This is a genomic window from Sphingomonas epibiotica, assembly GCF_039615155.1.
Lineage (GTDB): Bacteria > Pseudomonadota > Alphaproteobacteria > Sphingomonadales > Sphingomonadaceae > Sphingomonas.
Genome location: NZ_JBDGHY010000008.1, coordinates 43,600 through 58,041 on the forward strand (window position 1 = coordinate 43,600; position 14,442 = coordinate 58,041).

Genomic DNA, 14,442 nt, shown 5'->3' on the forward strand with positions numbered 1-14,442 from the left:
GATCGCGGCAGCGCGACTGCAAAGCGGGCGGAGCGCTTCCACGCCCCGCCCGCATGTTGCCGGACTTACTTCTTGTCCGTGCCCGAGGCGCCTTCGATCGCCGATCCGGCCGACTTCAGGTCCTTGCCGGCGCCGTTCACGGTGTTGCACGCACCCAGCGTGACGGTGGCGGCGAGGGCGACGATAAGACCGATCTTGCGGGTCATGGTGATGCTCCTTCCTTATCAAAACGGGGTTGTGGCGGGCCGAAATACGCCGACCCGCCACCTACACTCAGCGCAACTTACGACGTGCCGCCGTGGTTGCACCGAAACCTGCTGCAGCCGCGCCGATCAGCAGCGCAAGCACGAGGACGAACGAGGTGCCTGCCGCAGCACCGGCTGCCTTGTCGGTGGCCGACTTGGCGGTGGCGACGGCTTCGTTCTTGGTCTGGACGAATTGCTGCTTGGCGCGCGTGACCTGCGCCTGCGCCTCGGGACGGCTGATCTTGCGCTGTGCGGCGACGACGTCGACGATGCGGCTCTCGGCCTGTTGGCCCTCGGCGCCACCACGGGCGAGCGCAGGCAGCTGGCGGGCGATCTCGGCTTGGGCCTGTTCGGGCGTCATCTGCGCCGGATCATTGGGCGCGTCCGACAGATAGGCGGCGGCTTCGCTGCGCACGTCCTGCGCGGCGTCCTTCACGTCATTGGCGTCGACACCGGCGACCGCCGCTGCGGCGGGCGCTGCCGACGCGACCGTGCCGACCGCGCTGCCCGCCGTACCGGCAACCGCACCCACGGTACGGAACGCGCCGCCGATGATGCCGCCGACCGCCGAGGTCAGCAGATACAGCGTCAGGATCAGCGTGACGCCCCATACGACCAGCCCATGGACCAGCGCATCGAACCGTTCGGTCACGCCCGACACCCGCGCCGCCGCATAGCCGCCCGCCCCCAGCGCGACGACGGTGGTGACGAGCCAGTAGAGACCCGCGCCGATGCCGAAGCCGGCCGCCCCCGGCGTCGTACCCTCGACCGGGTCGACCATCGTCAGCCCGATGCCGGCGCCGAGAATGCCGAGCACCAATTGTACCGCGATCGCGATTACCACGCCGGCAAAGACCGCGCCCCACGAGATGCGGGTCGGCGTCTTGTCGACATAAACGGGGTCGGCCGGCCGATAGCCGGTGTTCAGATTCGTCGCCATGGATACTCCTGTTGTTACGGATCGCTTGCGGCTTGGAGCCGCTAGGATTTGTCTTTGTCGGCCGCTTCGCCCGCCGCCTTTTCGGCGGAGCCATGCGCGCGCGCACTGTCGTCGCCGATCAGCTTGCCGATCGCTTCGTGGACCGATCCCTTTGCAGCGCGAACCGACGGTTCGTCGGGGTTGCGCTTGCGATCGGTCGCCTTGCTGTCGTTCATGCGGCTGCCTCCCGATCGCCGGTTTCCAGCCGGGTGCCGTCGTCGAACCCGCGGCTGCGCGCCCATGCCACCGCCGCGATCCGGCGATTGACGCCGATCTTCGCATAGATGCGCGCGACGTGGTTGCGCACGGTGTTGCCCGACACGTCCAGCGTCCGCGCGATCGTCTTGTCGTCCTGTCCCCGACAGATCAGCGCCAGCACGTCGCGTTCGCGTGGCGTCAGGTCGTTCAGCCCGGGACCGGCTTTCTCGCCTTGCGGCGTGCGCAATCGGGCCAGCTTGTCCATCACCGACCGGCTGAACCAGCTGGTATCCTTCATCACCGCCTCGATCGCCTCGACCAGTTCGACTTCGGTCGCCTTGCGCTGGGTAATGTCCTGCATCGCCCACAGGATGCAGGCACCGTCGCCCAGCCGGATCGCCTCGGTCGACACGATGCAGTCGAGGATCGCGCCGTCCTTGGCATGGATACGCACCTCTTCGTCGCGCAGGTCGTGTCCGGCATCGATCGCTGCCTCGACCCGGCGACGGACCGCGGCACTTTCCCACAGGCCGACATCGCCGAGCGGCCGGCCGATGATCTCGTCGGGGGCATAGCCGGTCATCTGCGTGAAACTCGCATTGACCTCGCACAGCAGATGTCCGTCGCGCGCGCCGATCGCCATCGGCACCGGTGCCATCTGGAACGTCCGGGTGAAGCGTTCCTCGCTGTGGCGCAGCGCCTCCTGCGCGCGGCGACGCGGTTCGAGATCGGCGAAGGTGAATAGCAGACAGGGTTCGTCGCCCATCTCGATCGGCTGTCCGGCGACGATCACCAGCTTGGTCTCGCCGCTCGGCAGGTCGAGTTCGGCCTCCATCTGCGGGATGGTACGCCCCTCGGTCAGCCGTTCCTTGGCCAGATCGCGGCGTTCGGCACCGCGCAGCACGTCGATGTCGTACACCGTGCGATCGAGCACCTGGTCACGGGCGTAGCCGGTCATGTCGAGAAACCCCTGATTGACCTTCACGAACCGCAGGTCGCGCAGACGGCAGATGACCGCTGGCGCGGGGTTCGCGTTGAACGACTGTTCGAACCGGTCCTCCGCCTCATACTGCGCGGTCACGTCCTGCACGATCAGCACCAGACAGGTCGGTTCGCCGTCGTCGCTGTCGTTCAGCACGAGGCTGCGTACCTGATGCGTCCAGCGCGGCTTGTCCTCGCCGGCCACGGTCACCTCGACCACCACTTCCGAAAAACTGTCGCCCGACACGACCCGGTCGATCGGATAGTCGTCAGCGGACAAACGGTGGTTGTTGCGATAGTGCAGCTGGAAGCGCGACCGATATTCGTCGACGGTCGCGCCCAGTTCGGAAAGGTCCTGCACGCCGTGCATCGCCAGCGCGGCGTCGTTCGCCCATAACAGGCTCTGATCGGGATCGATCAGGATCACGCCTTCGTCGAGACCGACGATGATCTGCCGCAAATGCCGCAGATCGGCCGTCTCGCGCAAAGATTTGAACGACGCCGTCGGCATGATGCGCTCAGTCGTGCCGCCCGTGGATGAGCCAGCCAAGACCATAACCGAGCGCGATCGCGCCAAGCGCCCAGACCAGCGGCTGTTCCTTCGCGGCGCGGGCGGTCGTCTGGCCACCACGCTGTGCGGCGTCGGCGACCTGCCTGCCGGTGGTCTCCAACCGGTCACGCGCGTCCTTGACGAGGCCCGGCGCGCTGTCGATCGCGTCGTTCAGGATCGACTTGGCGCGACCATAGCCATGCTGCACGCCGCCCGCGACCTGGTCGACTACGCCGTCGGCCTGCCAATCGCGGCGGTCGGTAACATCGCCCACGGCCTTTTCGACCTTGCCGGTCGCATAGCGGACATTGCCTTCGAATTCGTCGCTGTTCATCGAATTGCTCCTCTGGTTGCGAATGGGAACCGGGGCGTTACGGCAGGACGTTGCAGCCCGCCGCCGCCTTGCCGACCGCCAGAGGGATCGCCGGGTCCTTCAACTCGCTCGCGACCCGGATGAGGTCGCCGACGGTCAGGACGCCGGGATTGGGATCGTTCTTGCCATAGGCCGCAGCGGCACGGCCGAGTTGCTGCAGCTGCCCGAGCGACAGATCGCCCTGCAGGCGGGTGCCGACGCAATCGGCCCGCTGTGTATCGAGACCATAGCGCTGCAACCCCGTAGAGATACGGGTGGCGGGTGCAGCACAGGCCGACAGCGTGGCTGCACCCAGCAAGATCAGCGCCAACGATTTCATGGTCGGTTCCTCCGGCCGGGGCGTAAGGACGCGTCCGGTTCGGGCGCATCAACCGTCCGAAAGGAGGTGCGTTCCTGGTATTTCTGCCAGAAGTCCTAGTGGGAAAGTACCAATAGGTTCGGCATATTTCGCGACGAACCGTGGTAGTTTCGATGTCACGCGAATTGAGAACGATTATTTACGCAACACTATCAACAATTTGCCTTGCGAGGCGTCGACGCGTGGCCGATGTGCCGGAAATGCACCCGTGGCGGCGACGACCGTTGCGGAACCGGTCCGATGGTACGGTACCGCACGCGCGTCGTTACCATAGATCGGCGATTAGCTTGTCCAGCCGCGCCTTGCACTCGCGGGTCAGTGCGATCCAGCTGCGGCGGGCGTCCGTCGGATCGGGCTGGCGTACGACCAGTCCGGCCTCCTCCATCAACGCCACCCAGCGCAGCCAGGTGGTCGATGGCACGCGGATCATCGGCGCCACCGCCGATACCGACATCGGCCGCCCCTCCTCCTCGGCGATATAGAGCTGGAACAGCGCGTCATAGACGGGGTCGGTGACCTTGACCGGATAGAAGCCGGCGATCCGGTCCTTCATCGCGATCAGGCGGCGGGCGCGGGCGGCGTTTTCCGGCGTCGCGTCGTCGACCACGCCGGATCGTGCCCCGCGCGACGCAGTCGATGACGATGGCGCAGCGTCCCCGCCAGGATCAGCATCAGCGTCGGATAGGCGCTCATCGCGTGCAGGATCAGGTAGACTTCCCGGTACGAGCGCGGAGCGTACCAGATCGCCAGTTGCAGCATTACGCCGACGATCAATATTGCGCTTAGCCATAACGGCCAGAACCTTTCCGCCAGCATCGCCAGCGTACAAATCACTAGGGTCAGGACCAGGTCGACCACGAAGATGCCGGTCTCGCGGCTGGTGAACACATGGTTGGACGCGACCGCGATCGTGGCGGCGACCGCGAACAGGATCGCGAGCATCGCGATCCGTTCGGGTGCGCCACCACGCCACAGCGTCCAGACCGAAACGGTCAGCAGCAGTGCCAAATAGAGCCAGGCGTTCACGCGGTTGCCCGATCGGTCAGGCCGCCAGGGGCAGCGGGGATCGGGCCGGCTCGCTCGCGCCGGTCGTCGGAAACACGTCGCCATGCGCGGTCGGCGCGAACAACGCGTGCTCGACGCCGATCTCGTGCATCCGCTTGTGGCAGCGGCCGAGATGCGCGCGGGCCTCCACCGCCAGCATCATCGCCTTGGCCGCATCGGTCAGCGGCGCCTGGATCGTGCCGAACTGGAGTTGCAACTGCCCGCGATCGGCGACCAGCGCCTGGATCATCGCCGCCGCCGATGCGATCGCATCGTCGTTCGACCGTTCGGCGGTCAGCAGGCCGTGGGTAATGTCGGTGACCACCGGATGCAGTGGTGTATGCATGAAATGCCCCCTTCGTCGCTCAAGGACGCAGGCTCGCAAAGATCGACACGAGGCCCACGGCGGCGACGACCGACATGGCGAGCGCGGCGCACAGTGCCACGACCAGCCCGACGATCATCAACGTGCGACCCCCCACCCCGAAACGACGCGGTTCGGTCGTCCGTTCGAGATAGAGCAGCCGGGACAACCATCCCCCCGATCGACTCTCGACCTGCGGGGCGGATGGTGGCGTGATCGGCGCGGCCGGCTCAACCCGTTCGAACATACCCCTATCTTCGGACGGGGTGTCGGAAACCGTTGTTTCGATGGGGGAAACCGGGGCGGCGCCCAGCATCCGCGCTGCTTCCTTGCGGTTGCGCGCCCCCAGTTTCTGACGGGCATCGGCCAGATATCCGTTCACCGTCGCGACGCTGATGCCGAGTTCGGCGGCGATCTGTCCGGTGTCGTAATGCCGCGCTACCAATTCGAGGCAACGGCGTTCGCGCGGTGTCAGGCGGGCAAGGGCTTCCGATTCGGTCACATTGGACCTTTACCGCCACCGCCGACCTTTCCAACGCCCCGCATATAGATTGCCGGAAAAAGCGCGGGTCCGGTGCGCGTTGTGCCGACGGCCGGAACGATCCGATCGATCAACCGCAGCGTGCGGCGATCACCCTGCCGTCATCGTCGACGACGATCGTCAGCCTCTCGGGGCGCAGATCCATCGTCATCGCCTGCCCGCGCCGCACGATGCGGACCTGCCCCGGATGCGCCTGCGCCTGCGCCAGCAGCGCGTCGGGCACCGGCTGGCCGCGTTCGACCCGCTCCGCCCCGCAACCGCCAAGGTCGCAGGGCGCGGCACTGCCGGCAAGTCCCGCCGAGATCGGGTTCGGTTTCGGGTCGAAAACGGTCATGCTTCGCGCTCCATCGGGAAAGGGGGCGCGACCGGTCGTTCCGGTCGCACCCGTGCATCAGCCCTCGCTGGCGATATCCGGCACGTTCAGGACATAGACGTAATAGCCATTCTCCATGCCGGCGAACTTCAGCCCGGTATCGGGATTGACGCCATCGAGTAGCAGCTTGTCGCCGCGGCTCGACTTGTCGAGGTTGAGGATCCCGTCGCGACCGAAGGTGATGATGCCATCGCGGTTGCTGTCGCGCAGCGCGGCGGTCAGCATCAGCTTGTCGCCTGCGGAGAAGTCGGTGATGCGGTCGACGCCCGACGTCCCCTTGTTGTCGAAGAAGAAGGTGTCGTTCCCCGCACCGCCGGTCAGGACATCGTTGCCCTTGCCGCCGTCGATCCAGTCATTGCCCGCCCCGCCGTCGATGGTGTCGTTGCCGCCCAGCCCGTACAGCTTGTCGTCGCCGCGCATGCCGTACAGCTTGTTGGCGCTGGCGTTGCCGGTCACCTTGTCGTTGCCGTCGCCGGTCACCGCATTCTCGATCAGCGTACCGCGCTGGAGCGAGAAGGCATGGGTGCCGCCGAAGCTTGCTCCGCCGGTAGTGCCGAGGTCGAGCATGACGTCGCCCGACACCGCGGCGGCGTTGATCCAGTCGATGCCGCCATTCTTGTCGCTCAGCACCGCGCGATCGGCTTCGCCGGCGATCGCCGCCATGGTGAAGAATTCATCGGTATAGCTGTAGACGTCGTCATTGGTCGGTGGCGCGCCGTACAGGTCCATCTTCAGGCTTTCGATCGTCACGTCGGTAGTGATGATTACCGGCCGGCCGTCGCGATCGCCGTTCTGCGCATAGGTGGCTACCTCGATCGTCCACGTGCCCTTGCTTTCCACCCCCTGGAAATTGGCGAGGCCGAAGGTGAATTCCTGCGAACCGTCGACCCAGCCGCGATTACCCGGCTGCGTAGTGAACATTTCGGTCCCGTCGGGCGCGATCAGCTTGAACTGGGTCATCGACATGTCGGACAGATAGGTGTCGAGGATGTTGCCATCGGCATCCTGCACCTTGATCCGGCAGGTGAAGCGCAGCGTGAGGTCGATATTCTCGACATCCATCGCGTCGGTCACTTCGAAGCTGAAGCGGACCGGGTCGTCGACGAAATCGGTAATCGCCCTGCGGTCGCCGATCGCGGATGCGGGGTCGCCGACCACGGATGCCGGGTCGCCAAGCGCCGTGATGCCGACCTTCGTATCGACCGCGGCGTGCATTTCGTTCGCCGATGTCTTCGCCGGGCCGAATAGCGACCAGACCTCGGCCATGCGCACCGCGGCATAGGCATCGACCGCGCCATAGCCATAATCGTTGCTGTAGTGCAGACCGCCGCCATTCACGTTCGCGGCCTGTCCGCCGATCGTGAAATAGCGTTCGTTCAGCGAGACGTTGTACATCCGGCCGTTATACTCGCCGATGTACGAAACCGGTCCGGTTTCGAAGGCGATCGGCATCTTGGCCGATTGTGCGAAGATCGTGCGCACGTCGCGCCAGCCGAGTTGGTCGTTGGCGTCGAGCATCAGCGCCGCGACGCCCGCGACTAGCGGGCCGGAGCCGGACGTGCCGCCGAACGCATTGGTATAGTCGGACATAGCGAGGTTCGGATCGTCGTCATACGGATCGTTCCACCAGTTATAGCCGTCCCCGCCGACCATGTCGGTCGTGACCAGTCCGGTGCCGCCCACGAACAGCCGGTCGCTTGACGGTGCCGAGATCAGCAGAACCGGCCCATAATTGCACCAGCTGGAAGAAACGCCGTCGGCCTGCCGATAGGCGGCGGCGTTGATCAGATAGCGCGACGTGTTGCTCGAATCATGCTGGGCATCCCAGGAGAAATTACCCGCCGGCTTGACCGTGATCGTGCCCAGCCCGTCGCGGCCATGATCGGCGAGATAGGCATAGCCTTCGTTATAGCCCCATGCCCAGCCGCCCTGCGATCGCGAATTGTAGGTGGCGATGGCATAATGGTCGGGACGGATATAGCTGCAGTTGGTGACGTCATACTGGTTGGCAGCGGCCTTCAGTACCGCGACGAAGTTCCAGCCGTCGACATAGGTCGGCTCCCACCAGTCATAGACGTTCACCGGCGTGAAGCTGGCGCCATAAGCCACGCCGACCCCGCCAAGGCCGTTGCGCGCCGCGACGACCAGACCGCTTGCCGCCGTGCCGTGGTCGCCCCAGTAATTGGCGCCCGAACGAACCTGGCCATCGAGCACCAGGCTGTTGTCGGCATCGTAGTTGGCGGCGAGATCCCAGTGTTCGACCTGCACGCCATTGTCGAGCGGGGCGTAGTGAACGCCCTTGCCGGTGAAATCCGCCCAGATCTTCACCAAGTCGCCGAGGTAACCCAGCTGCCATTGCAGCCCGAGTTCGGGATCGTCCTTGCCGGTGTCGTAGATCGGCATCGCCAGCGTCACCGCCTTGCCGGTACGGGTGTCGTACGACACCCGTTCGGGCGGGCTGAAGGCTGCGTCCTGTGTTGTCCCGGACGGCCGTGGCGCCTGCGAACCGGCGAAGGGCAATACGCTGTCGACGGCTTCGCTGGCGAATATGTGCGTGTTCGAGATGGTCTGCGTCATGATTCAAACTCCCCCCGGAGATCGTCGTGCGCGAATGATCGGAACGGGACTTGTGCCGGTCCGGTGATCGCGATCGGTCCGGCGATGCGAACCGATGCGGAACGGGCCCGGATCGCTCCGGGCCGGGCGGTCGGGGTCAGCTAAGCCCGTCGACGTCGCCCGTATTCAGGACATAGACGTAATAGCCATTCTCCATGCCGGCGAATTTCAGCCCGGTATCGGGATTGACGCCGTCGAGTAGCAACTTGTCGCCGCGGCTCGACTTGTCGAGGTTGAGGATCCCGTCGCGACCGAAGGCGATGATGCCGTCGCGGTTGCTGTCGCGCAGCGCGGCGGTCAGCATCAGCTTGTCGCCTGCGGAGAAGTCGGTGATGCGGTCGACGCCCGACGTCCCTTTGTTGTCGAAGAGGAAGGTGTCGTTCCCCGCACCGCCGGTCAGGATGTCGTTGCCCTTGCCGCCGTCGATCCAGTCATTGCCCGCCCCGCCGTCGATGGTATCGTTGCCGGCCAGCCCGTACAGCTTGTCGTCGCCGCGCATTCCGTACAGCTTGTTGGCGCTGGCGTTGCCGGTCACCTTGTCGTTGCCGTCGCCGGTCACCGCATTCTCGATCAGCGTACCGCGCTGGAGCGAGAATGCGCGGGTGCCGCCGAAGCTTGCTCCGCCGGTAGTGCCGAGGTCGAGCACGACGTCGCCCGACACGGCGGCCGCATTGATCCAGTCGATGCCGCCATTGCTGTCGACCAGCACCGTCCGGTCCGACTGGCCCGTGATCGCCGCCATGGTGAAGAATTCGTCGGTATAGCTGTACACGTCGTCATTGGTCGGCGCCGCGCCGTACAGGTCCATCTTCAGGCTGTTGATGGTCAGGTCGCTGGTGACCACCGCCGACTGGCCGTCCTGGTCGGTCGTCCGGGCATAGGTCGCGAATTCCAGCGTCCACGTCCCCTTGCTCTCCACGCCCTGGAAACTGGCGAGGCCGAAGGTGAATTCCTGCGCCCCGTCGACCCCGGCCATCGTGCCCGGCTGGGCGGTGAAGGCCGTGGTCCCGTCGGGGGCGATCACGCGGATCTGGACGTTGGTCAGGTCGGAATCATAGGTCGATGCGCTGCTGCCATTGTCGATGGTCAGCCGGTTGAGGAAGCTGAGCGTCAGGTCGACATGTTCCAGATCGACCTTTTCCCCCACTTCGAAGGTGAAGCGGACCGGCGTCGTCAGGAACCCGCCCTGCGCCTCGCGGCTGACCGGCACCGCCGATGCGTCGCCATGCGCGGTCAGGCCGACATTCGTTGCGACCGTTGCGTGGACCTCGTTCGCCGAGGTCTTCGCCGCGCCGAACAGCGACCAGACTTCGGCCATCCGCACCGCGGCATAGCCATCGACCGCGCCATAGCCATAGTCGTTGCTGTAATGCAGCGACCCGCCATTGACGTTCGCCGCGTCGCCCGACAGCGCGAACTGACTTTCGTTCATCATCACCGTGCGGTCGGCACCCTGGATGAAGCCGGTATAGGATACCGGCCCGGTGTCGAAGGCGATCGGCATCTTGGCCGATTGCGCTAGGATCGTGCGCACGTCGCGCCAGCCGAGCTGGTCGTTGGCGTCGAGCATCAGCGATACGACACCGCTCACGATCGGCCCGGACGCGGACGTGCCGCCAAAGGCGTTGGTGTAATCCGACTTGCTATAGTCGATCTTGCCGGTGTTTATATCGGCATACCAGTTGATCCCATCGTCGCCGAGCAGATCGGTCGTGACGAGATAGGTACCCTGCATCGACAGCCGGTCGCTCGACGGTGCCGACACCAACAGATAGGAGCCGCTGTTGCTGTAGCTCGTGGCGACGCCATCGACTTGGCGATAGGCGCCGACGCTGATCGTGTAGCGGGTGGTGTCGCCGCCTTCGCTCTGCACGTCGGCCGCGCTGTTGCCCGCCGATTTGACCGATATGGTGCCGAGGCCATCGCGACCCTGTTCGGCGAGCGCCGCCCACCCCTTGGCATATCGCGCTGCCGCGCTGTCCGGGTTGGAACGCGAGGTGCTCGTGTCGAGCGAACTGCCGCCGCCGCCCCAACTGTTGTTGACGACGTCATATTGATGCGACGCCGCCTCCAGCGCCTTCCAGAAATCATGGCCGTCGACATAGGATGGCTCCCAGTCGGAATAGATCGATATCCCGCTGAGCTTCGCGTCATAGGCGATGCCGACACCGCCCCGGTCGTTGCGCGCGGCGGCGATTAGGCCGGCGACCGCCGTGCCGTGATAGGGGCCGTCCCAATTGCCGTCGACGACGAAGCCATCGACGTTCAGATGGTTGGCGGCATCGTAATTCGGGGCGAGATCCCAGTGCCGCCCCTGGATGCCGTCGTCGAAGACGCCGACCTTGACGCCCTTGCCGGTGAAGTCCTGCCAGATCTTCGTGATGTCGCCGAGAAAGCCGAGATGCCACTGGCCGGCGGTTTCGGCGACGCTGGCGGTCGAATAGACCGGCATGGCGAGTTTCACCTCGGCACCCGTCCGCGTGTCGTACGACATGTCGCGCGGCGTGCTGGCCGGCGATGCGGTGTCGGTGCCACTGGCGAGCGGCACGATATCGTTGGCGTCGAGCTGGATCGTGCGGGCGGTCGGCGATTGTCGTGACATGGCGGAAATTTCCCCAAGATGGTCGGGCGTGCGTCATCGATCGGTGCCGGCCCATCCCGTCCGGCCACGGCATGTACCGGTGGCGACGGGCAGGGGAGCGGCGGACCGTGCGACGTCGGTCGTGAAAAAAGGGGCGCGCCGGACCTGCCGGCGCGCCCGTCTGCATCAGCCGTGCAGCGCGGCGGTCGGTTCGTTCAGGACATAGACGTAATAGCCGTTTTCCATGCCTGCGAACTTCAGGCCGGCCGCCGGATCGACTCCTTCCATCGTCACCCGGTCGCCCTTGCTCGACGAATCGAGGTTCAGGACGCCGTTCGATCCGAAGGTGATGATGCCGTCGCGGTTGCCGTCGCGCAGCGCCGCGGTCAGCATCAACTTGTCGCCGCTGCCGAAGTCGGTGATCCGGTCGACGCCCGACGTCCCCTTGTTGTCGAAGAAGAACACGTCGTTGCCCGCGCCGCCGGTCAGGACGTCATTGCCCTTGCCGCCGTCGATCCAGTCATTGCCGGCCCCGCCGTCGATGGTGTCGTTGCCGGCCAGCCCGTACAGCTTGTCGTCGCCGCGCATGCCGTACAGCTTGTTGGCGACGCTGCTGCCGGTGATCACGTCGTTGCCGTCGCCGGTCACGGCGTTTTCGATGACGCTGCCGACCGCGATCGAGAACGCCTTCTGTCCGCCGAAGGTCGCGCCACCGGTGCCGGCGGCAAGGTCGAGTACGATGTTCTTCGACACCGCCGCCGCGTTGATCCAGTCGCTGCCGCCATTGGTGTCGGTCAGCACCGCACGGTCCGATTCCCCGGCGATGGCCAGCATCTTGAAGAATTCGTTGGTATAGGTGTGGACGTCGTCCTTGGTCGGCGCAGCGCCGTACAGGTCCATCTTCACCCCGTTGACGGTCAGCTTGTTGATCGATCCCCAGATCGCGGCATCGGCGCTGTCGTCCATCTTGCCAGTATGGCCATAGGTCGAGAATTGCAGCGTCCACGTGCCCTTGCTGTTCACGCCGTGGAAACCGGCAAGCCCGAAGGTGAATTCGTCGTTCTCCGGGCCTCCGACATACCAGCGGTTCGATGCCCAGAAGGCTTCGGTGCCGTCCGGTGCGATCAGCTTGATCTGCACATTGCTGAGCGCCGAGTTGAATGCATTATTATAGCCAGGGGCAGTGATGGTGGCGAGTTCGGTGAACAGCAGCGACAGGTCGACATGTTCGACGTCGATCGAATCCTTGACCTCGAACTGGAAGCTGACCGGGGTGTCGGCGAAGCTGTTGTAGATCTGCAAATGGCCGGGATTGAGGTTGCTGCCGCTGCTGACGGCGGTCACGCCGACCTTGGTCTCGACGGTGACATGGGCTTCGTTGGCCGAGGTCTTGGCCGGACCGAACAGCGACCAGACTTCGGCCATGCGCGTCGCGCCATAGGCGTCGACCGCACCATAGCCATAGTCGTTGCTGTAATGCATCGTGCCGCCGTTCCAGTTGGCATCGGCACCGCCGAGCTTGAACTGGCTCTCGTTCAGCGGCAGCGTCCGCGTGCCACCTTCAACGGGAATGGTGAACGCGACCGGACCGGTTTCGAACGCGATCGGCATCTTGGCCGATGCGGCGAGGATATCGCGCACGTCGCGCCAGCCGAGATTTTCGTTGGCGTCGAGCATCAGCGCGACGACCCCCGACACGACCGGCGTCGCGCCCGACGTGCCGCCGAAATCGTCGGTATAGTCGGTGGCGCCGGTCGGGTTGACGGCCTGGTTATAGCCGCGCTCGCCCAGCAGGTCGGCGGTAACCTGTCCGGTGCCGCCCAGCGTCAGATAGTCGTTCGACGGGCCGGAGACCAGCAGATACGGGCCATGGTTGCTGTAATAGGAGGCGACGCCGTCGGGTCCGCGATAGGCGCCGACCGCGACCGTGTGGCGGGTGGTGTTCATCCCGTCGCCGGCATTGTCCTGGCTGTCATTGCCCGCTGCCTTCACGAAGATCGAACCCAGCCCGTCACGCCCGTCCTTGGCGAGGTTTTCGAGGACGTCCATCGTCGACTTGAAGCCGACGTCGCTGGCGCGCGAGAAGCCCGAAGTTGCTAGCATGAAAAAGGCCGGAAAGCCCCAGCTATTGCTGAGAATGTCGAAATGGCCGCCCTGCGAGATCGACCAGTCGGTATTGGCTGCTTGTGAATAGTAATCGAAGATGTTCACGCCGGTCATCTTGACGTCATAGGCGATGCCGATGCCGCCCTTGCCATTGCGTTCGGCGCCGATGATGCCGGCGACCGATGTGCCATGCGCGCCGTCGGTCAGGTCCTCCGGGAAAAAATAAACCGGTTCACCGCTCAGGACCTTGCCGTTATCGTCGACGAGTTGCTTCGACGTGTCGATATTCTTGCCGAGATCCCAGTGCGCGCTCTCGATGCCCTGGTCGTAGACGCCGACGCTGACGCCCTTGCCGGTATAGTCCTTCCACACCGTGGCGAGATCGCCGAGGTAGCGCAGATGCCACTGGCCATAGGCTTCCCGATTGCCGTTGCCGGGCGAATACAGGTCCATGTTCAGGGTGACCGCCTTGCCGGTGGTCAGGTCGAACGTCATGCTGAGGGGAGCGCTCGCGATGTTCGCCATCATCTCCGCCTGGGTCATCCCGGCGACGGCGGTGGGTTCGGCAAAGGTTGAGACATAGGCGGTTTGCGCGGTGAGCGCGCCGGCTGCCTTCGCCTGTGCCAAGGACATAGTCGGTGCGGACGAAATCGTCGGTATTTTCAATGTAGCCCCCTGAAGTCGGCATTTAAACAATTACGCGCCTGCGCTGTCGGCAGGACGCATTCCCCCAACCGTTGCGGCACCCGCATCGGAAGATCCGTTCGAAATCCGTCAGTTCCCGCGTGCCATGCGACCCGATGCCCGAAATACGGCGCATCGATGCCGATCCTGATCCCTTCGCTCTCGAACGAAGAATCGGCCGGGTTCGACATTACTGCAATGCAGCTATTTTATTGTTTTTGTAGAAGGGTTTATTTCAATCCTTTCCACTGGTTTCGAAAGGATTAAGTCATCGATGAAACCTTGTGTCAACTGATACTAGTGACATATTCCGGGACAATGTGAACGGATATACCATAGAATGACCGTCAAAACCAGAAATTCGCGAGGGTTTTCAATGACAGGTCAATATTTAGTACGAGTTGTATTTTCCTAAATCTCTTATGTACCGCCATTTTGTTGCGGTTCTG

Annotated in this window: 14 protein-coding genes; all 14 read right to left on the bottom strand. The window is 64.5% G+C overall.

The window, feature by feature from the left end:
• Nucleotides 1-65: 65 nt before the first annotated feature.
• Entirely contained in the window at nucleotides 66-206 is a 141-nt protein-coding gene (locus AAIO73_RS15950; RefSeq protein ID WP_082438795.1) for an entericidin A/B family lipoprotein, read from the bottom strand.
• Between the two features lie 67 nt (nucleotides 207-273).
• On the bottom strand, nucleotides 274-1,185 hold the full coding sequence (locus AAIO73_RS15955; RefSeq protein ID WP_345879240.1) for a hypothetical protein: 912 nt from the start codon (nucleotides 1,183-1,185) through the stop codon (nucleotides 274-276).
• Nucleotides 1,186-1,226: 41 nt separating this feature from the next.
• Complete coding sequence (locus tag AAIO73_RS15960; protein WP_345879241.1) at nucleotides 1,227-1,400, bottom strand: CsbD family protein; 174 nt, start codon at nucleotides 1,398-1,400, stop codon at nucleotides 1,227-1,229.
• A complete protein-coding gene (locus tag AAIO73_RS15965; RefSeq protein WP_345879243.1) occupies nucleotides 1,397-2,914 on the bottom strand; it encodes a helix-turn-helix transcriptional regulator in 1,518 nt (505 codons plus the stop codon). Before AAIO73_RS15965 ends, AAIO73_RS15960 begins: the two co-directional genes overlap by 4 nt.
• A 7-nt stretch (nucleotides 2,915-2,921) precedes the next feature.
• Nucleotides 2,922-3,287 carry a CsbD family protein gene (locus AAIO73_RS15970; RefSeq protein ID WP_345879244.1) on the bottom strand — a complete coding sequence of 122 codons (366 nt, stop codon included), beginning with the start codon at nucleotides 3,285-3,287 and terminating at the stop codon, nucleotides 2,922-2,924.
• 37 nt (nucleotides 3,288-3,324) lie between these two features.
• Nucleotides 3,325-3,645, bottom strand: a complete 321-nt coding sequence (locus tag AAIO73_RS15975; RefSeq protein ID WP_345879246.1) for a hypothetical protein — start codon at nucleotides 3,643-3,645, stop codon at nucleotides 3,325-3,327.
• A gap of 304 nt (nucleotides 3,646-3,949) precedes the next feature.
• The gene (locus AAIO73_RS15980) at nucleotides 3,950-4,291 is read right to left on the bottom strand and encodes a MarR family transcriptional regulator (RefSeq protein WP_345879248.1); all 342 of its coding nucleotides are present in this window, start codon (nucleotides 4,289-4,291) and stop codon (nucleotides 3,950-3,952) included.
• A complete protein-coding gene (locus AAIO73_RS15985) occupies nucleotides 4,243-4,710 on the bottom strand; it encodes a hypothetical protein (protein ID WP_345879250.1) in 468 nt (155 codons plus the stop codon). The genes AAIO73_RS15980 and AAIO73_RS15985 overlap by 49 nt, the downstream gene beginning before the upstream one ends.
• Nucleotides 4,711-4,726: 16 nt before the next feature.
• Nucleotides 4,727-5,074 carry a hypothetical protein gene (locus AAIO73_RS15990; protein ID WP_345879251.1) on the bottom strand — a complete coding sequence of 116 codons (348 nt, stop codon included), beginning with the start codon at nucleotides 5,072-5,074 and terminating at the stop codon, nucleotides 4,727-4,729.
• 19 nt (nucleotides 5,075-5,093) lie between these two features.
• Nucleotides 5,094-5,594: a helix-turn-helix domain-containing protein gene (locus AAIO73_RS15995; protein ID WP_345879252.1), complete on the bottom strand. Its 501-nt coding sequence runs from the start codon at nucleotides 5,592-5,594 to the stop codon at nucleotides 5,094-5,096.
• Between the two features lie 109 nt (nucleotides 5,595-5,703).
• Entirely contained in the window at nucleotides 5,704-5,967 is a 264-nt protein-coding gene (locus AAIO73_RS16000; protein WP_345879253.1) for an I78 family peptidase inhibitor, read from the bottom strand.
• A gap of 57 nt (nucleotides 5,968-6,024) precedes the next feature.
• Nucleotides 6,025-8,583 carry a S8 family serine peptidase gene (locus AAIO73_RS16005; protein WP_345879255.1) on the bottom strand — a complete coding sequence of 853 codons (2,559 nt, stop codon included), beginning with the start codon at nucleotides 8,581-8,583 and terminating at the stop codon, nucleotides 6,025-6,027.
• 136 nt (nucleotides 8,584-8,719) lie between these two features.
• Nucleotides 8,720-11,224: a S8 family serine peptidase gene (locus tag AAIO73_RS16010; RefSeq protein ID WP_345879256.1), complete on the bottom strand. Its 2,505-nt coding sequence runs from the start codon at nucleotides 11,222-11,224 to the stop codon at nucleotides 8,720-8,722.
• 165 nt (nucleotides 11,225-11,389) lie between these two features.
• Nucleotides 11,390-13,942, bottom strand: coding sequence for a S8 family serine peptidase (locus AAIO73_RS16015; protein ID WP_345879258.1), 2,553 nt, complete (start codon nucleotides 13,940-13,942; stop codon nucleotides 11,390-11,392).
• Nucleotides 13,943-14,442: the final 500 nt, after the last annotated feature.

What these genes read in the sequence shown, in the direction of transcription:
- AAIO73_RS15960 (WP_345879241.1), bottom strand. Translation starts at nt 1,400, where the DNA reads ATGAACGACAGCAAGGCGACCGATCGCAAGCGCAACCCCGACGAACCG.
- AAIO73_RS15955 (WP_345879240.1), bottom strand. Translation starts at nt 1,185, where the DNA reads ATGGCGACGAATCTGAACACCGGCTATCGGCCGGCCGACCCCGTTTAT.
- AAIO73_RS15965 (WP_345879243.1), bottom strand. Translation starts at nt 2,914, where the DNA reads ATGCCGACGGCGTCGTTCAAATCTTTGCGCGAGACGGCCGATCTGCGG.
- AAIO73_RS16005 (WP_345879255.1), bottom strand. Translation starts at nt 8,583, where the DNA reads ATGACGCAGACCATCTCGAACACGCACATATTCGCCAGCGAAGCCGTC.
- AAIO73_RS15990 (WP_345879251.1), bottom strand. Translation starts at nt 5,074, where the DNA reads ATGCATACACCACTGCATCCGGTGGTCACCGACATTACCCACGGCCTG.
- AAIO73_RS15950 (WP_082438795.1), bottom strand. Translation starts at nt 206, where the DNA reads ATGACCCGCAAGATCGGTCTTATCGTCGCCCTCGCCGCCACCGTCACG.
- AAIO73_RS16000 (WP_345879253.1), bottom strand. Translation starts at nt 5,967, where the DNA reads ATGACCGTTTTCGACCCGAAACCGAACCCGATCTCGGCGGGACTTGCC.
- AAIO73_RS15970 (WP_345879244.1), bottom strand. Translation starts at nt 3,287, where the DNA reads ATGAACAGCGACGAATTCGAAGGCAATGTCCGCTATGCGACCGGCAAG.
- AAIO73_RS15975 (WP_345879246.1), bottom strand. Translation starts at nt 3,645, where the DNA reads ATGAAATCGTTGGCGCTGATCTTGCTGGGTGCAGCCACGCTGTCGGCC.
- AAIO73_RS16010 (WP_345879256.1), bottom strand. Translation starts at nt 11,224, where the DNA reads ATGTCACGACAATCGCCGACCGCCCGCACGATCCAGCTCGACGCCAAC.
- AAIO73_RS16015 (WP_345879258.1), bottom strand. Translation starts at nt 13,942, where the DNA reads ATGTCCTTGGCACAGGCGAAGGCAGCCGGCGCGCTCACCGCGCAAACC.